This is a genomic window from Mucilaginibacter sp. (assembly GCF_028288225.1).
Taxonomy (GTDB): Bacteria; Bacteroidota; Bacteroidia; order Sphingobacteriales; family Sphingobacteriaceae; genus Mucilaginibacter.
Genome location: NZ_JAQBOC010000020.1, coordinates 31,217 through 49,702 on the forward strand (window position 1 = coordinate 31,217; position 18,486 = coordinate 49,702).

Consider the following 18,486-nt stretch of genomic DNA (forward strand, 5'->3'; position numbering starts at 1 on the left):
TATAAAACAGAGTGATATCGGCTTTAAAGGGTTTTTCATATCGGGTAAAATAACTTGAATCTATATATACCTCTAATTTGCAAATTTGTTTAAATAGAAAAGGCCCTTAGTTAAAAGGGCCTTTTGCAATTTTTAGTTAAGCTTTTTATTTCTGCATTACCATAACACCATTCAGTAGCAAGGTGCTGCCACCATCTGCTTCAATATTGTAAACGTTTTGTACGCCGCCTGCATGCTCTGTCTTCCTTAACACGGTGTAAGTTTCATACTTGCCTTTTTTATCATTAAGACACAAAACCTGCTGACCGATAGCTATATCGCCAATTTTAAAATTACCCTGTTTGGTTAACATAGGGTGGTTTGGCGTGGCTTTAAGTATTTTGGTGTTTAAATTAATATTTAAGCCATTTGTCGTACGTTTTTCTTTTGCGGAGATCAAAACCAACTCAGTAATAGCATAGTTTTTTGCAGCATGTACAGTAAGCTCCTTAACTTTTATAATTGATGATTTATTTGTAGCCGGATCAACAGTAATTACCTCATCCCCGCTTTTTACATTTTTTATCAGTTTTTTAGCGCCATTGCTCATGGTAACCTCTTCATCACCCGGAAAGCAAATGTCGTTGCCATAGGTTGCAGCTTCTTCTTTCATGTCTTTTCCATTATTCAAAACTTTGTATTCCTGAAAGCTCATTTCTTTGGATAGTACATAGGATAATTTCAGAATAAAGTTTTTCTCAACTTTATTAATATCATCAATATCCTGGAAATATTTGGCCCATACTTTTGCATCGGCAGTAAAATCAGGTACCAGGGCCTGGTATTTTTTGCCGGTTTCGGTGGTATAAAAAACCATCAGACCAATTTCCTGCATGCCAGCTTTGGCAACCAGTTTATAAAGGTCTACCCGTTTTTTAAGGCCATCAGCCCCGGTAATAAAATAAGGCTTACGGTTTTCATACCTATCCAGTACATACACATTGTCGAATTTTACGTAGGTATCTTTATCAAGGTCGGCAATGGTATAAGTTAAAGCTTTATTGTATTCATCCAAAGTAAGCGGCCGGGGATTAACGGCTGCTTGCTGAGCTTTTGAAGTTAGGGCAAATATGAATACAGCAAGGGTTAGTAATAAGTTACGCATGATTGGTTGTATTATAGTCAATACAGCGCTGGGTTATAAATCCATCGCTGTAATTAAAATCAGTAAATTTATTTTACGATAATTGTTTAAACGCTTCGGCAAACGCTTCCATTTCGTCCATCCGGCCAATGCTTACGCGGCACCAGTCGGCGCCATTCAATTTCCAATTGCGGATCCCCACACCCCGTTTCATCATTTCACCAACAAATTTTTGACCATCCATCTTTAGCGGGAACATTACAAAATTAGCTGATGAAGGGATGTACTCATAGCCTTCTTTTTTTAATACTGAATAAAGGTAATCCTTTGAGGCTAAAGTCTTTTTAAGGGCGTCTTGCAGGTAATCAGTTTCCCTGTAGGCGGCAGTTGCGGCGGCAATAGTGGTTGCGGAAAGATTGAAAGCCCCGCCTGTATAAATGGCAAGCGTATGAATGGTTGCCGGCTGAGCTACAATATATCCGCAACGTAAACCTGCAAAACCATAAAGTTTAGAGAAAGTGCGGGCTACAATAATATTTTGCCCTGCTTTTACGCCGCCTATTAAAGTAGTGCCTTGCGGGTCAGGCAGGTAATCAATATAGGCCTCGTCAACAAATACCATCGTTTTTTTCGATACCCGCTCACAAAATGCTTTTAACTTGTCGGTATCAACCACAGTTGCAGTAGGGTTGTTAGGATTGCAGATATAAACCAGGCCGGTGTTATCATCTACTTTGGCTTCCATTGCATCCAGGTCGAGCTTATAATCCTTTGTTAAGGGAACTTTTACCCATTGCCCGCCATGCAGTTTGGCATGGGTAGGCAGATCGTCATAAGATGGGTCGCCGGTTATGATGTTCTTTCCGCCTTTGCTGTAATGCATAGCCGCAGCCAGTAATAAAGCTGAAGACCCGGCATCCATCATGATATTGCTTTGCTGGATCCCTTCGTAAGCGGCAATTTTACCTGATAGTGCCGACATTTGCATAAACGCGTATTGGTAGCTGGTCCCCAATGAATCCTGGATAGCCTTTTTAGCAGCATCCGATGGGCCAAAGGGATTTTCGTTGGCAAACAGCCGGGCTTTTAAAACCGGTGGGGCTTCCATTATCACAGTTTGGTCGGTAACCGGTTTCACGGCGAAGCCGATTTTTCGCATTACAGGCATTGCTGCTAATTTATTTATTGCTCCCGATGCAAGGGCGAGTCCTCCGGCCAGTAAAGCGCTGGATTTTATCCAGTTTCTGCGGTTAATTGAGTTTTTCATGATGTTTGAATTTTTTATGAGTAAGTCAGTCAGTTTATCCTTTTGTTGTTTCTGCGGGGTATTTTACCCTCTGCTCTGTTACGCGCCCGTGTACAGCGGTTACCACGCTCCGTGCCGATTCAAATGCACCGGCCATCCAGGCGTTTAAATAGGTTAAATGTTCGCCGGCAAAATATACCTGCTTATCGGGCTTTAATAATACCGGGTATTGGTTTTTACGGGTTTCATTGCTGTAAACGGCCCATCCGCCTAAATTATATTTGGTTTTGTGCCAGCTTACCGAAAATGAGCTTTCAAATTCGGTATCATATTGCGGATGGATCAGCCTGCCTTTTTGCAATGCCAGTTTTTCACGGTCGGCATAGCTTAATTCACCCGTTCGCAGGGCCTTCTCATTGAAGTTATAATAGCCTAATAAAATGCCCTTTTTACCAAGGTAATCATACGATGGGTAAAAAATCTGGGTCAGATCGTTATTAGTGTGGGTAATGCCGCCATAAATGTGTTCGTCTTCTTCCCAAAAACGCCTTTTAAACTGTAGCCCGATCTTGCCGGTTTGTATATAGCTAATATAATCAATGGCCCGGCTAACATCGCCCGAAAAATTATTGCTGATATTGCTCAGCACAGGCAATGGTAGGGTACAAACACAAAGATCGCCCTGAATCATGTGCTCACCCAGCGCATCTTTATAAGTTACTTTTACGCCGTTATCAATATTGATAATATTTGTTACTTCGGCGCCTAATTTTAAATTCGGCTCTACCTTTTTCTGTAGTGATTTTGCTATCTGGTCCATACCGCCAATAGCCTGGAACATGGTCATTTGCAGCTCGTAGGTATATTCGGCTACGTTATAAAAATCGGGGTCCATTAATCCCGATTGAATTAGTTCGGACAACTTATGCGGATCTGCAATTTTCCCGGGCCTGTCACCAGCTCCCGGCGATTCAATATAACCACGCCTTGCAGATGCCTTGTAGAGCTTATCCGGGTCGAGGCCTCCTTCAGCCATCAGGTATTCAATAACTTTTTCTGAATCCTCTTTGGTTAACCCGGTATCAAGGCTGCCATGATCTATACTTTTTGCAAGCAATTCTGTCATATACCCCCGGATGTCATTGTGAACCTCGCGTACCCTGATCTTTTTATTGGATAGCGGGCCCTTGCCTTCGGCAAAGTAATAAGAGCCTTCGTTAACATTATTATAAACTTGCAGCGGGATGCCTAATTCCTTGCAGTAGTGCAGGGTAAGCTGGTGGTTGTGTGGGATGCGTGACGGGCCGGCATTAAAATACTGGCCTTCATCAAAACGGGCGGTTATTGCGGGTTTATCAATTTCGGTATTTGTACTTCCATTTCTTATACTCCAACATCGGCCACCGGCACGATTACGGGCTTCTAATATGGTACAGGTATAGCCTAATTTATTGAGCTCATAAGCGCAGGTCATACCGGCGAGGCCGCCACCCAAAATGATAATTTTTTTACCACTTCCGCTACCTTGCAAATTAAAAGCATGTGCAGGAGCCGGGCGGAGCATGCCCAGGGCCATCATTGCAGGATAAGCTCCTCCGGCCAGCATAGCACCTTTGCTTAAAAAATCCCTCCTGGTTATTGTTTTCAATGTTAAATAGTGATAGTATATAGTTATTATTATAGCCTTAAATTTATGTTATTTTTAACAGAAACCCAATTTTGTTGAGAAATTTTTGATTTTGTAATTTATTCATTACTCTTTTTTAAAATCTTTTGAATAAATGGGGTAATTTTTAGTAATAGTAAGATAAGATTTAGTATATATTGTCATATCCTGTTTTGTAATTTTATCAATACTCAAATTCTTCATTGTTAATTCAACCTTTATATTCGTTTAAATCCTCATTTATATGATAAATTTTTACCCGCTTATCACTAAACAAAAAGCGTTAAACTGTTTTTTGGCTATTTCATTAAACCTGGTATTAATTTGGCCTGCATCAGCGCAGCAAAAATGGCGTTATACCATATCTGTTGATCCCCCCGCAAAAATTGTACATGTAAGTTTGGAGCTCAGCGGAAAGTTGCCGGATACTGTTACTTTTAAAATGCCTACATGGACAACCGGCTATTACCAGTTTATGAACTTTGCCAAAAATCTTTCAGGATTTAGTGCTACCGATGAAAGCGGGAAAGCCATCAATTTTAAACAAACAGACCAAAATACATGGAAGGTTGGCGTGCCACATAACAAAGTGATTAAGCTTAAATATAATATTGAAGCCCTGCGCAATTTTGTAGGTGGAAATTATCTGGATACTGCTCATGGCTATTTTTCGCCAGCGGGATTATTTATGTATACTGATAAAAATATTTTGCAACCGGTTACAGTTACCGTGAACCAATACCCCGGCTGGAACCGCATAGCAACAGGCATGGATATTGCCGGAAATGATTCGACCATTTTTCAGGCACCCGATTTTGATGTGTTATATGACAGCCCGATATTGATGGGTAAGCTGGAGAAGTTGCCCGGTTTTAAGGTAAACGGGATCCAGCACGATTTTATCGGTTATAAAATGGGCATTGCTGACAAGCAGCAATTTATGGACGATATGAAGAAGATAGTCGAAAATGGTTCAGCTATCCTCGGCGAGATCCCTTACAAACACTATACATTTTTAGGGCTCGGCCCCGGCGGTGGTGGCATTGAGCATTTGAACTCTGCATCTGTAGCTTTTGTTGGTAACGGGTTAAATACCCAGGGCGGCCGTATGAGATTATATAGTTTTTTGGCTCACGAATATTTTCACACCTACAATGTAAAACGGATCCGGCCGATAGAGCTTGGTCCTTTTGATTATGAAAAAGGGAACCGTACCGAAATGCTCTGGGTATCGGAAGGGTTTACTGTCTACTATGAATATGTGATAATCCGCAGGGCCGGACTTACCAATGCGCAGGAAATGATAGGTCAGTTACGCAACAACCTGTTAAACTATGAAAAGAAACCCGGCCACCTCTTCCAGTCTGCCACACAGGCAAGTATCGAAACATGGAGCGACGGGCCAAATGGCAGAGTAGCTGACGAATTTAACAAAACCATCTCTTATTATGATAAAGGGCCTGTATTGGGGTTAATGCTCGATCTGAAAATAAGGCACGAAACCCAAAACCGTAAAAGTCTGGATGATGTGATGCGGACGCTTTACTACACCTATTTTAAAAAGTTAAAACGCGGCTTTACTCCGCAGGAGTTCAGGAAAGTGTGCGAGGATACAGCCGGTGTTCCACTGGATGAACTGTTTGAATATGCGTCGACCGTGAAAGAAGTTAATTATCATCCATATTTTGCATACGCAGGTTTGGATATTGATGATGCCTGGAAAAAACAGCCCGGCGCATGGTCGGGCATTACGGCGAAAACCCAAAAGGACTCTTTATTTGTAACTGCTGTTGAATACAAATCACCAGCCTGGGAAAGTGGGGTACGGGTTAAATGCAAAATAGTGAGCATTGACGGACAGCCCGCTACGTTAGCTTTATTACAGGCATTATCTGTCAATAAAAAAGCGGGTGATGCTGTTGACATAGAGATCTTGAAAAACGGAAAGACAGAGCAGATCAAGATCATCCTTGGTACCGAAAACTCGCGCAGCTTTGAAATTAAACTTGTTGCTAACCCTGATGCTTTACAATCGGCTATTTATAAAAGCATATTTGAGGGCGGGCAATAAGCTTAAATATTTAATTGTTCAAAACGCCCAAATTGTTCATTACAGTTGGTCGTTTTTTGATTCAAGTATTGCCATATCGTAATAATTACCGTTAAATAACGAAATATCGTTGGGTTTTTACAATTAAATAATCTATAATTTACTGTTAATCAAATATTTATAATATTGGTAGCATTATTGATCTCTTCAATCGTCATTGTAATTAAACAATGTTTAAATTATTTAGCCATGGGAGATTTCATATATTTTTTTACAAGAGTAATTCTGATAGCCTGTTTATTGGTAATTGGTTATCTTATTGCCATTCCTGAAAAAGAAACTGCCGATGAGTGGGATATTTGGTAGAGAATTGATTAAATGTAATCATATTTTAATTTTTGTATTAAACCAATCACTGCTTTTGCGTATTTTGTTATCAATTACAATTAAGCATGCAATCTACTTTTACAAATATCCTATGAAGCCATCTGTTAATATACCGGGCAAACGCTTAATAATTTTGAAATTCTTATTCATTATTATGCTCTGTGGTATTAGCTATAAAGGGGTTTCTCAATCCATATTAAATGCCGATAGTATAAAAGTAGCTATTGCGCCTGAGTATGATAAGGTAACCAAAACCCACCGTTTTCTTTTAGGAGAAAATTACAGGAAATTATGGTCGACAAAGGTTACACTAAAAGTATTTCATATAACCCGGGAAAAAGGGGGATTGAAAATTTTGCAGCCAGGCGGCGGAATGCAAACTAAATCGCTGAGGTTACAGGATTCCAACGGGCAGGAATGGGTATTACGCACCATACAAAAGTATCCTGAAAAAATATTGCCCCCAAACCTTAGGGAAACTATAGCAAAAGATATTGTACAGGACCAGATCTCGGCAGAACATCCTTTTGCCTCATTAACAGTTCCCCCTTTGGCCCAGGCGCTCGGGATCCCTCACGCACACCCGCAGATAGTTTATGTTCCTGACGATCCGGCATTGGGTAAATACAGGAAAGATTATGCCAACCAGGTTTTTTTATTTGAAGAGCGCGAGCCATTAGATGTTGATAAAACCGATAATGTAGGCAAAGTACAAAGCAAGGTACAGGAGGATAATGAAAACCGGGTTGATCAGCAACTTGTTTTGAGAGCACGATTGCTTGATTTTTTGCTTGGTGATTGGGACCGGCATGAAGATCAGTGGCGTTTTGAGCGGATAAAAGATAGCATTGGTACTTTTTATATACCTGTTCCGCGCGACAGGGACCAGGTTTACAATAACTCCTATGGTGTATTTCCATGGTTAGGTTCACGGCATATATTTATGGCTAAGTTTCAAAACTATGGCGATCATATCCGCTCCATAAACCGCTGGAACTTGAATGCCCGCAATTTTGACCGCTATTTTTTAAACGGCTTAAACCAACAGGACTGGGAGACTCAAATTGCTTATGTGCAAAGTAAGCTTACAGACAAAGTTATAGCTGATGCGGTTAAAGAAATGCCGGCAAATATTTATAAGCTCAGCGGTGCAGAAATTACAAGCAAACTTATTGCCCGCAGGAATGTGCTGAAACAACAGGCTTTAAAGTACTATCGCTTCCTTTCGGCAACTGTAGAGATCCCTGCATCAGGGAGCCGTGAGCATTTTGATATAACTAATCAGCCGGATGGACAGGTATCTGTTAAGATTAACAGGCTTAAAAAAGATGGCCGGGTTGAAGGGACAACATACCAGCGCATATTTGATCCCGCCGTTACCAACGAAATAAGGCTTTACGGTATTGGTGGTAAAGATGTATTTGCGGTACACGGCAACGAGCATTCATCCATAACTGTGAGGATGATAGGGAGCAAAGATGAGGATACTTTTTTGATAGATAGTAATATTACGGGCAAGGGAAACAGGTATGTTTATGATCGTTCTGACAAAAATAATAGCCTGCCGGCATCTTCAAAAGCCCACCTGCGCGCTTCAACTGATACGGGGGTTAACAGCTATCACGCATTAGCTTATAAATATAATTTTCTTCAGCCATTAATATTAGGCAGCTATAGCAGTGATTATGGCTTGCAGCTGATGACTGAATTTATTTTCCAAAAACAGGGTTTCAGGAAAGATCCTTATGCTTTCAGGCAAAGTTTGGTGGTTAACTATGGATTTGGAGCAAGCTCCCTACTGTTAGATTACACTGGTGAATTTAAACAATCTATAGGTAAGAACGACCTGGTAGTCAACATTTTATCAAAAGGGCCTAATTATCAAAGTTACTTTTTTGGGCTTGGTAACCAAACTCAATACATAAATGGGGGTGATAAGAGCAGGAGATATTATCGTAATGTTTATAATTTTTTGAATGCTGATGTAAGATTAAGACATACCTATGGTAAATGGACTGCAAGTGCAGGTATTGTAGCCCAATATTATAATGGCGATAAAGACAGTAACCATAATCGTTTTTTAACTGATTACAACCTTTTGCACCCGGATCAAAAGGTATTTACATCGCAAGCTAATGCAGGGCTTATTGCAGGCCTTGTTCTGGATACGCGCGATAAAGGTATAATACCTCATAACGGAATATTGTGGAACACAACCATATCTGGCTTAAAAGGCCTTAATTCTGATTCGCATAGTTATGGCCAGGTGACAACTGACTTTAGCTTTTTTGTAAGCCCGGGTAGGGATTCAATATTTGTTATTGGCAACCGCATTGGCGGCGGTACAACTATTGGCAACGCCTCATTTTATCAGCAATTACAGTTGGGAGGGATTCAAAACTTAAGGGGCTTTTACAGCGGCAGATTTACCGGCAAAACTATGGCTTATGATAATTTAACAGTGCGCCTGAAGTTGTTTGATTATGCCTCATACATATTACCTGGCACTTTCGGGCTGGTTGGCTTTAATGATATCGGAAGGGTTTGGATACCCGGCGAATCATCAGGCCAATGGCATGATGGTTACGGCGGCGGGTTTTATCTTATCCCGGCACAACTGGTGCTTGTACAGGCAGTGGTTGGTTTTTCAAAGGATGGAGCTTATCCGTATATATCGGCAGGGTTTAGGTTTTAGGTTGATGTGCAAATGTGCAAATGTGCGGATGAGGAAAACAATGTGCAAATGTGCAGATATGCAAATGTGCGGATGAGAAAAATGATGTGCGAATGTGCAGGTGTGCAAAAGAAGAAGTAATATAAGGTGTGTAAATATAAATGTGTGGATTTTATTTTTTCATCCGCACATCTGCACATCCGAAATCCGCACATTAACTCTAATTCTCTACCGGATCGGCATTTAACTGCTTATACAATTCTTCGTACTCAAATGTCTCTTCAATGGGCTGGTTCTGGTTATGCAATACGGTAACCCTTAATGCTTTCAGGCCCGAAACTCCCTGCAGGTCTTCTACTTCAAATTCTTCAATTTTGGAAGCTAAAATTCCTTTATCCTGCAGGATGTTTATATATTTCATATAATCCAGTTGCTCCTCCACTTTTGAAAAAATGATGGTTATTTTGTTCTGCTGGGTAATGCGTTCCCTGGTTCCTTTTATGTAAGCTTTATCAATGCGTTTTTTTATAACCTCGTATCTTATATTGTAAGCGCCATCAATGTCGAAATGCTTTTCATCCATCCTGAAACGGATAGAGATTGGTGCGCTGAAGACCAATACCAATGAAGTAACACTTAATTGATAAGGTAATGATTTTTTAAGATAAAATTGTTCAATCTCCATTTCGCACAACACCAGCAGCTGCCAAAAACGTAAATGCTCGAGATGGCCCAGGTGAAATGTTTGATTTGGCGTTATAGAGGCGCCGGCGTATAAATTATGTTCAACACCGTCTGTTTTAAATCTTTCAAAATAGTGAGGAAAATATCCCTGTGCATCAGTTTGCCTGTTATCAAGTATGCTAATCAGCTTTTCATTAATTAAAGCTAATGTAGTTTCATACTTGCGCCTGTTATTGTAAAAATCACCGGTTAATTTATCGGTATGTTTAAAATAATCTTTAACCTGCTCTGAAATTTCCTTACTGAATTTTTTATTTTTATTTAATAAAGGATGGATGTTTATCTCCAGGTAATTTTGAATGTGTTGCTCTGTATCTGCTTTTATCCCTGTAACCAGGTCATCAACAAAAGCTTTCAAATCAAGCAATTTTTGTTCTGCATTAACAATATCACCTGACTGCTGCATTTGCTCAATCAACAAAATTAGTTTGTCCAATTGGTAGCTTAAATCATTGGTAACACTTAAATTGCGGGTAATAGATGAGTCTTTTATATCAATTTGCCCGTATAAAGGGTAAACGTCATGAAAAACTATCTCTTGTGGCGTATAGTGTTTGCCTGAATTTTTGCCCTGGATGTATTTTATTGCTTCTTCCCTGAATTTCCAGTTTACACTTGGATGTAATTTGGTGTAGTTTTTTTGTATTACAGCCTGGATCTGAGTTTGCAATTCAGTTACTTTGCGGTAAATGGTATCCACTATAAATGGCATTACAATTTCAAGCTTTTGGGCGTTAACGCTGTTCAAATCCCTTGTTCTTTTTGAAACTAATTCTAAAATACCCAGTAGCGTTCCGTTCTTAACAACCGGGGCCAAAATAAAGCTGCGGATATTTTGTGCTGTAAAGTGCTGAGAGAGTTTGCTATCCGGATTTTGTGCGGCAAACGCCGGCAAATCAGTAACTGCTATTGGGGTATGCTTTTTAACCAGGTTTTGGTAAGAGTCAGACCGGAGCATCTTTTGACAGTCGCCATCAACTTTTCCTTCAAGCATGTAGCTTTTAACATATTGGCCGGTAGCAGTCTTGGTGAATTTGTCATTTTCCTTATCGAATGACGTAAACCCAATATGGAGGTCAGGAATCCTGAATATCGATCTGAATATCGTTTCAAGGCTTTTCTGAAGCTCAGATGGATCTGCATTGCCCAATAAGTTACCTTTTAAACTTGATACAGCGTTTTCAACGGTAGCATCAAATAATGTCATTATGCCGAAGCCCTTCAAGATCCAGCTGTTTGGGGGGAATTTTTCTTTCCATAAGGCCAGGTCGTCATAATTGTCCATTAAAAGATCAATATCATCATTGGTCAGCATCTTCGATTTTTCGGTTGGCAGGATCTCCAAAAAATCAGCATTGTATAAAATACGGTAGTGCTTAATAATGCCGTCGGCATTTGGGATATCGTAAAAAAGAGGCTTTCCAAAATCTAAATGTGTTCCATAAAACTGGTTGAGTATTATGCAACAGCTCATTACATAAAATTGGTGCTCATCAAAATCGCGGATGCTAAAATCAAAGTGTTTACCGGCAGCCTTTAAAATATTCTTAAACCGTTCGGTATAATTAAATGTTAAGCCCAGGTATGGGATACTCACCGCCTTTATTTCATTTTTAGAAAGTATTGCCGGAAATAAGTCGTCAAGCAAGCGGGAAATTATGGTTTCATTATCTGCAATCTGGTTAATGCTTTCAATTCCTTCTCTTAATTCAGGAAATGGTTTTATTTCTGCCAGTAATGAATTGGCTTTTTCGGCATTGGCCCCCGTTTCGTTTACCGCAGTCTCTTCCAGCCTTTCAATTATTTTATGAAATGAAAGTTTTATTTGGAATGGATTATCTGAAAATTGCGGAAATAACATAGTTTGATAATGATTATCCTTACAAATTTACTAAAATTCGACGTTAATTAACTGAGAAAATGATTAGAAGCAAATAGAGCTGTTATTGAATTAAATCGACTCTCATTTAAAATTAACTTAATGTTCAGCTCTTTAGTTTTAGTTTTTTATAAAAACCAGTGACGCTGCAGAACCTACCCCCATGAAAGCCCCAGCGGCCACATCGGTTGGATAATGCACACCCAAATACATTCTTGAATAACTAACAGATCCGGCCCATAAAAATGCAGGAGCAATTACATACCATTTAGGGTAAGCAATTGACAGCGCTGTAGCAGTTGCAATGGTACTGGAAGCGTGGCCTGATGGGAATGAAGTGCTGTTTGCACGATAAACAGGAACAATATTTATATTTTGAATAAAAGGGCGCCGGCGATTAACAAAATGTTTAATAAGTTCAGTAAGCCCATATGATATAACAGTACTGCTTGCCACATATAACGAATTTTGACGCAAGGCCTCGTTGTGCCCGATTATGCCGCTCGCAAGCATAACAGCCGGAACGCCGATATCACCATAACGATAGGTTTTAGACAAAAATAAAAACACCCCGGTTTGTTCGGGTGTGCGTGTATTTTGAATGTCTATCATCACGCGGTCGTCAAATTGCTGTATGGGTGATTGGGCAAAAGTCTTATTTAAACAAACGCACAATATTAACAGTTGTATGAATATTGTCAGTGTTATGTTTTTATTTAAAATTATAGGCATGTAACGGGGGAATTATAAAATTTTGCAGATTGATTCCTTACTTTTACAGTTAGAAGCAAGTTACCACTATTTAAATCAACAACAAATAAAAGCTAATTTGCCTCTCAAATATCCGGCACTATGAACTATCAGCAATTACTTGAACAGGCACAGGAATATGTGTTGGCTTATTATAAAAACCACGACGACCCCAAACTGCTTTATCACAACTTACAGCACACGCAGGAAGTTGTTGCTGCTGCGATTAAAATAGCCAACCATTACCAGCTTAATGATGATGACTTTTTTATTGTCTTAGCCGCAGTATGGTTTCACGACCTGGGTTATATGGTTGATGTTGCCAATCACGAGGAAAAGGGTGCTGAACTTGCCGCAGCATTTTTTGAAGAACATCATGTTAATAAAAAACATATCGACCTGATAATAAACTGCATAAAGGCAACCAAAATGCCACAGTCACCAAAAACATTACTTGAGGAAATTGTTTGCGATGCAGACCTGTTTCACCTGGGGACTGATGATTTTAAAGAAAAGGATAGGCTGTTATTAAAAGAAATTAACCTGCTGCACCATACTGATCTGAGCAAACAACAATGGCGGGAAAAGTCGATTAAGTTTTTGGAAGCTTACAGCTATCATACAGATTACTGCAAGGTATTGCTTAACAACACAAAAGAAAAAAACCTGGAAGACTTAAAAAAGAAGTGGAATAAAGAGGAGAAAGAGCAAAAAAAAGATGAAGAGAAGCAGCAGGAGAAAGAAGAAAAGAGATTAAAAAATGGGGAAATAAAATTTGATGCAACAATTGTTGAGGATAATGCACGTTCTTTACAGGCTTTGGAACAGAAGCCCGAACGCAAAAAGAAGAAAGATGATGATATTGAGAGGCCTGAAAAAGGAATTGAAACCATGTTTCGGATCAGCTCAAGCAATCACCAGCGCTTAAGCGATATGGCCGATAATAAGGCACATATAATGATAACTGTTAACTCCATTATTTTATCGGCCATCATCAGTTTATTATTGCGCAGGTTAACTGAGTACGAATACTTTGTTATGCCAACATTTATTTTACTGTCAGTTAGTTTGCTTGCCATGACGTTTTCTATACTGTCAACCCGGCCATCAATACCACCAGGTATTTTTACAAGGGCTGATGTAGACAACAAAAAGGTTAACCTGCTGTTTTTTGGCAACTTTTATAAAGTCAACCTGGAAGATTATAATTACGGGATGCAAAAAATGATGGAGGATAAAGACTTTTTATATGGCAGCCTGATAAAGGATGTGTATGCACAGGGCGTGGTGCTTGGAAAAAAATACCGTTTACTCCGCATCGCCTATAATATATTTATGTTTGGCCTGATTATATCGGTGCTTGCTTTTATTTTAGCTTTCGCACTTTTTAGCACCCCAAGCCCTGTTAAATAAATGGAACAACGCCGTTATTTCAACCGCGATTTAAGCTGGCTTTCTTTTAACGAACGTGTAATGGAAGAAGCCGCTAATGAAAAGATACCTCTTTTAGAGCGGATAAAGTTCCTTAGTATTTTTTCGTCAAACCTGGATGAGTTTCACCGGGTGCGGATGCCGGTATTACGCGCATTACAAAAGATAGGTGAAAAGGACGAAAATAGGATAAGCGCTGATGAACAAAAAGGGATTTTAAAACAAGCGCTGGATATGATAAATGCCCAGCAGGAACGTTTTGGGGCAATACTAAAAGATCAGCTGATCCCACTGCTTAAGAGTTATAATATTCACCTGCTGTATAATGAAGTTTTCCCGGGTGTGGTAAAGAAGGCAGTTGGTGAATATTTTTTATCTGAAGTACTGGCTTTTTTACAGCCAGTGATTTTAGATGAGCGTAATAAATTTTTTCCGGAAAATAATAAGCTGTATTTTATTGTGAATTTGCTGGAAACCAGCGGGACTGAGAAAATAATTATGCTCAATATCCCATCTGATGAGCTGCCGCGATTTTTTACCGTTAAAGCTGAAAGCATAACTTATATAGCATTTTTGGATGATATAATAAGAAACAACCTTGATAAGGTATTTAAGGATGTGGAAATAAAAGGATGCTACAGCATTAAAATAACCCGCGATGCCGAACTTGATCTGCAGGATGAATATTCAGGAGATCTTTCGGATGAGATTGAAAAACAGTTAACTAAAAGAGATTTTGGGTTGGCAACCCGCTTTTTGCACCAATCAGGTATTCCATTGCGTACAATGCAGTTGGTAACGCGTCAACTCGATCTGCAAAAGGCCTGTACAACCGAGGGAGGTATGTATCATAACCTTAAAGATTTTTTCTCCTTGCCGGTAAAATCGCCCGGAACATCGTATGAAGAATGGCCCGCCGTTAATACCCCCGGATTAGATGAAGCCGCTTCTATTTCATCTCTTATTGCTGATAGGGACATGATCATTCATACGCCTTATCAAAGTTACCATTCTGTGCTACGATTTTTTAACGAAGCAGCCATTAACCCTGATGTTGAAGAAATTTGTGTTACGCTTTACAGGGTTGCAAGCAATTCAAGGATAGTTAATGCGCTTATAAGTGCCGCAAAAAACGGCAAACATGTACTGGTAATGGTTGAGCTTAAGGCCCGGTTTGATGAAGCCAATAATTTGAAGTGGGCTAAAAAGATGAAGAATGCCGGCGTTAAAATTGTTTATAGTGTAACGGCGCTAAAGGTACATGCTAAAATAGCTATTGTAAAAACAAGGAAAGATCACCGCATAGTTTATTCTGGTTTGCTGGCTACGGGTAATTTTAATGAATCTACAGCTAAGTTTTATACCGATCATATCCTGTTTACCTCAAATCCAGATCTGTTGCGCGAGATGGAGCTGGTGTTTTTGTTTCTGAGCAAGCGGGAAAAACCTTCTGCACATAATCAAATTAATTTTAAGCACTTACTTATAGCCCAGTTTAACCTTCAAAGTAAATTTATTGAACTGATAAACCGGGAAATACAGTTTGCAAAATCGGGAAAGCCGGCAAGCATCATCATAAAAATGAACAACCTTGAAGAACGGGTGCTGATCGATAAATTGTACGAAGCATCACAGGCGGGGGTAAAAATTTCAATGATTGTACGCAGTATTTGCTGTTTAATACCTGGCGTTGCCGGTATGAGCGAAAACATTACAGTAAGGCGTATTGTTGACCGTTACCTGGAACATGGCCGGGTCTTTATTTTTAACAATGACGGGAACAAAGAAGTGTTTTTAGGCTCTGCCGACTGGATGAACAGAAATATATACCACCGGATAGAAGTTTGTTTCCCGGTGTGCGATGAAGCAGTGAAAAATGAGATAATGCAAATTGTTGATCTGCAATTGAAGGACAATGTACAGGCCGTGATGCTTGATCAGGAACTTAGAAATGTTCCTGTGGCTGTTGGGGGGCTTGCTACACAGGCGCAGCGGGAGATTTATAGGTTACTGTCGGGAAATTGAAATATTTGTAAATTACCATCAATCCAATTATATCATTTATGAAAAAGATAAACCTCATTTGTTTTTTTGTTCTGTTGATATGCAGTCAAATTAACCCTGCATCAGCACAGCAAACAAGCAGCAAGCTGCCAAAATTATTGATAAGGCTTGATGATATTGGCATGAACCATTCAGTAAATATGGCGATGCAAAAAATGGCGGAAACCGGGATGCCTTTTTCGGCCTCGGTGCAATTTGCCTGTCCATGGTACCAGGAGGCCGTTGAAATTTTGAAGAAGAACCCGCAGGTAACGGTAGGGGTGCATTTAACACTGACATCCGAATGGAAAAACTACCGCTGGGGACCGGTTACCGGACGTACTGCTGTACCAAGTTTGGTTGATACGGTTGGCTATTTTCCGCAATCAACCAGGGCATTCTCACAAAGCGGTTATAAGTTGGATGAGGTAGAAACAGAATTATCAGCACAAATTGAGCGGGCTTTAAAGTCTGGTTTAAAAATAATTTATATAGATCCGCATATGGGGATTGCGCTATCAACACCTGAATTACGCGCATTAACAGAAAAACTTGCGCGCAAATACAAGCTGGCTATTTCGCCATTGAGCAGCGTATCGTATTTTGGAGAAACCTATATGGAAATGTGGGGAGAACCGATAGCTACAAAAAAATCAGCCTTTTTAAATTATGTTAACAATAAGCTTAAGGCTGATAAACCAAATCTTGTTGTAATCCATACCGCTACTCCAAGTCCGGAGATGGATGTGTTGGTAGATATGAACAGCAAAATGATGAATGATAAAGACGGGAAGCCATTAACCAGCAAGCACAGGCAAACAGAGCTGAATATGCTGCTTTCGCCGGAGTTTAGAGATCTTGTTGGTAAAAAGTTTGAGTTAATGAACTACCAGCAATTATTGGAGCATAAGGATATTAGTGTGTTAAAAGCGGTGAATGGTGCATGAACCCCCGATGTTGGCTGATTGATAGGGTTTTGCTGATTTTTGATATCAATGGGGTACATTTTGCCGTAGGGGCGTATCGCATACGCCTTATTCGCATCCACAGGGCGTATGCGATACGCCCCTGCAAAATTGGGATTATGGTACGGTTCAAAATTATATCGCAACCGTTTGGCCTGCCGAATAATATTTCAACTGGATAATATCATTTGCAATTGGCTTGGTATTCCAGGCCTGGTGAATGGTTAAAGCTGCGCCAACGGCTGATGCCTGTGCCATTGAAGCGGCAAATACTTCCAGTCCTTTAAATTCGGCAGCAAGCAAGTGCATAAAAACGCTGTTTTTACTGAACCCGCCATCAACAAAAATCCTTTTCACGGGTGTGCCTTTAAGTATTAATTGTGTTGATGCAAACTGCAGATTTACCAGGTCGAGCATTAGCTGGTGATAGGCTTCAGTATCATTCTTAAAATCAGCCAGCTCCCTTGAGCCAAATATCGATTCCTTTTTGAAGTTATCCTCGTAAAAAACCTGTGAATGATTTTTTTTGAGCTTTTTGATGATCTCGGGATTGTAGGTAATATTCCGGTACTTAATAGCATCTACGTTAAAATGTGCGGCAATCCGCTTTATTTGCTGCTCATATTCATTGCCCGAGAATAACCTGGAAGCTTTTACCGGCTGCCCCTTGTATTGCAAAAAGCTTAAACAATCGTTTTTAAGCTCTTCAACCGTTAATGTAAGCTGGTTAAAAGGATTCAGGCTAATAGACCATGTACCTGTTGATATTAATATAAAAGGTTCGTGAAAGTTTACCAGGTAGGGAATAAGTGCAGCTGAGCTATCGTGTAAGCCGGCACCTACCTTATAGTTTGTTCCCGGAAATAGCGGTGCTGAAACTTTGTTTGCCGGCACAATAGGCGGCAATTTCAAGGCCACTCCCTCATGCTGGATCCATTCATGATACCTGTTTTTTTCAAAATCCCACATGCCGGTGTGGCAGCCAATACTTGTAAGATCAGAATAATGGGCGCCGGTTAGCAAAAAGCTAAGGTATTGCGGTAAATGCAGAGCGAATTTCACCTGTTTAAACACATCTGGTTTTTCTTTTTTTAGTCTGTATAATTGCAGACCGGAATTAAGACTGCCCAAAACAGGTGAAGCTGTTTGAATGCTGAACTTTTCCTCCCCGCCATATTTGGTATAAAATTTTTGGCTTAATTCCTCCGGATAGGGCTTAAGGTAATTATACAAAGGGGCAACAGGTTTGCCATCTTCACCCACATAAACAAAGCTTGCGCCATACGATGAAAAGTTTATTGCCTTTATATTAAACTCTTTAAGCCTGAAAACCTCGCTCAATGAATCAAAAACAGATAGCCTGAGACTTTCAAGATTTTCGCACGGAAATCCGTCCTCGTCGACCGTTTCAATAAAACGTGCCGATTTTTCAAAAACTATCTGGTAATTCTCATCAAATAAGAATAGTTTTTTATTGGTTTTGCCAACATCAAATACAACTATTACCGGTTTTGGACTCATATGGGGT

Annotated in this window: 11 protein-coding genes; 5 read left to right on the forward strand and 6 right to left on the reverse strand. The window is 39.9% G+C overall.

The features are described from left to right. Positions 1–145: 145 nt before the first annotated feature. The 3 genes from JWQ54_RS06375 to JWQ54_RS06385 form a co-directional block, all read right to left on the reverse strand. Entirely contained in the window at positions 146–1,144 is a 999-nt protein-coding gene (locus tag JWQ54_RS06375; protein ID WP_299581793.1) for a Hint domain-containing protein, read from the reverse strand. Between the two features lie 73 nt (positions 1,145–1,217). Beyond that, positions 1,218–2,390, reverse strand: a complete 1,173-nt coding sequence (locus JWQ54_RS06380; RefSeq protein ID WP_299581796.1) for a histidinol-phosphate transaminase — start codon at positions 2,388–2,390, stop codon at positions 1,218–1,220. 34 nt (positions 2,391–2,424) lie between these two features. After that, positions 2,425–4,017, reverse strand: a complete 1,593-nt coding sequence (locus tag JWQ54_RS06385) for a flavin monoamine oxidase family protein (protein ID WP_299581799.1) — start codon at positions 4,015–4,017, stop codon at positions 2,425–2,427. Positions 4,018–4,279: 262 nt separating this feature from the next. On the opposite strand from JWQ54_RS06385, the gene JWQ54_RS06390 reads away from it, so the two are divergent. Continuing rightward, the gene (locus JWQ54_RS06390; RefSeq protein ID WP_299581802.1) at positions 4,280–6,106 is read left to right on the forward strand and encodes a M61 family metallopeptidase; all 1,827 of its coding nucleotides are present in this window, start codon (positions 4,280–4,282) and stop codon (positions 6,104–6,106) included. 457 nt (positions 6,107–6,563) lie between these two features. Next, positions 6,564–9,167 carry a BamA/TamA family outer membrane protein gene (locus JWQ54_RS06395; protein WP_299581805.1) on the forward strand — a complete coding sequence of 868 codons (2,604 nt, stop codon included), beginning with the start codon at positions 6,564–6,566 and terminating at the stop codon, positions 9,165–9,167. Between the two features lie 199 nt (positions 9,168–9,366). Here the strand turns inward: JWQ54_RS06395 and JWQ54_RS06400 are convergent, their stop codons facing one another. Next, the gene (locus JWQ54_RS06400; protein WP_299581808.1) at positions 9,367–11,751 is read right to left on the reverse strand and encodes a GAF domain-containing protein; all 2,385 of its coding nucleotides are present in this window, start codon (positions 11,749–11,751) and stop codon (positions 9,367–9,369) included. Between the two features lie 138 nt (positions 11,752–11,889). Continuing rightward, positions 11,890–12,381, reverse strand: coding sequence for a phosphatase PAP2 family protein (locus tag JWQ54_RS06405; RefSeq protein ID WP_299581811.1), 492 nt, complete (start codon positions 12,379–12,381; stop codon positions 11,890–11,892). A gap of 240 nt (positions 12,382–12,621) precedes the next feature. On the opposite strand from JWQ54_RS06405, the gene JWQ54_RS06410 reads away from it, so the two are divergent. The 3 genes from JWQ54_RS06410 to JWQ54_RS06420 are packed head-to-tail and all read left to right on the forward strand — an operon-like array spanning position 12,622 to position 16,940. After that, positions 12,622–13,932, forward strand: coding sequence for a Pycsar system effector family protein (locus JWQ54_RS06410; RefSeq protein WP_299581814.1), 1,311 nt, complete (start codon positions 12,622–12,624; stop codon positions 13,930–13,932). After that, entirely contained in the window at positions 13,933–15,975 is a 2,043-nt protein-coding gene (gene ppk1, locus JWQ54_RS06415; RefSeq protein WP_299581817.1) for a polyphosphate kinase 1, read from the forward strand. 38 nt (positions 15,976–16,013) lie between these two features. Then, on the forward strand, positions 16,014–16,940 hold the full coding sequence (locus tag JWQ54_RS06420; RefSeq protein WP_299581820.1) for a ChbG/HpnK family deacetylase: 927 nt from the start codon (positions 16,014–16,016) through the stop codon (positions 16,938–16,940). 153 nt (positions 16,941–17,093) lie between these two features. On the opposite strand, the gene JWQ54_RS06425 is transcribed toward JWQ54_RS06420, so the two are convergent. Next, positions 17,094–18,479: an FGGY family carbohydrate kinase gene (locus JWQ54_RS06425; protein WP_299581823.1), complete on the reverse strand. Its 1,386-nt coding sequence runs from the start codon at positions 18,477–18,479 to the stop codon at positions 17,094–17,096. Positions 18,480–18,486: the final 7 nt, after the last annotated feature.

Excerpts from the sequence above, each read along its gene's own strand:
- JWQ54_RS06375 (WP_299581793.1), bottom strand. The coding sequence starts at position 1,144 with ATGCGTAACTTATTACTAACCCTTGCTGTATTCATATTTGCCCTAACT.
- JWQ54_RS06380 (WP_299581796.1), bottom strand. The coding sequence starts at position 2,390 with ATGAAAAACTCAATTAACCGCAGAAACTGGATAAAATCCAGCGCTTTA.
- JWQ54_RS06390 (WP_299581802.1), top strand. The coding sequence starts at position 4,280 with ATGATAAATTTTTACCCGCTTATCACTAAACAAAAAGCGTTAAACTGT.
- JWQ54_RS06395 (WP_299581805.1), top strand. The coding sequence starts at position 6,564 with ATGAAGCCATCTGTTAATATACCGGGCAAACGCTTAATAATTTTGAAA.
- JWQ54_RS06400 (WP_299581808.1), bottom strand. The coding sequence starts at position 11,751 with ATGTTATTTCCGCAATTTTCAGATAATCCATTCCAAATAAAACTTTCA.
- JWQ54_RS06405 (WP_299581811.1), bottom strand. The coding sequence starts at position 12,381 with ATGATAGACATTCAAAATACACGCACACCCGAACAAACCGGGGTGTTT.
- JWQ54_RS06410 (WP_299581814.1), top strand. The coding sequence starts at position 12,622 with ATGAACTATCAGCAATTACTTGAACAGGCACAGGAATATGTGTTGGCT.
- ppk1 (WP_299581817.1), top strand. The coding sequence starts at position 13,933 with ATGGAACAACGCCGTTATTTCAACCGCGATTTAAGCTGGCTTTCTTTT.
- JWQ54_RS06420 (WP_299581820.1), top strand. The coding sequence starts at position 16,014 with ATGAAAAAGATAAACCTCATTTGTTTTTTTGTTCTGTTGATATGCAGT.
- JWQ54_RS06425 (WP_299581823.1), bottom strand. The coding sequence starts at position 18,479 with ATGAGTCCAAAACCGGTAATAGTTGTATTTGATGTTGGCAAAACCAAT.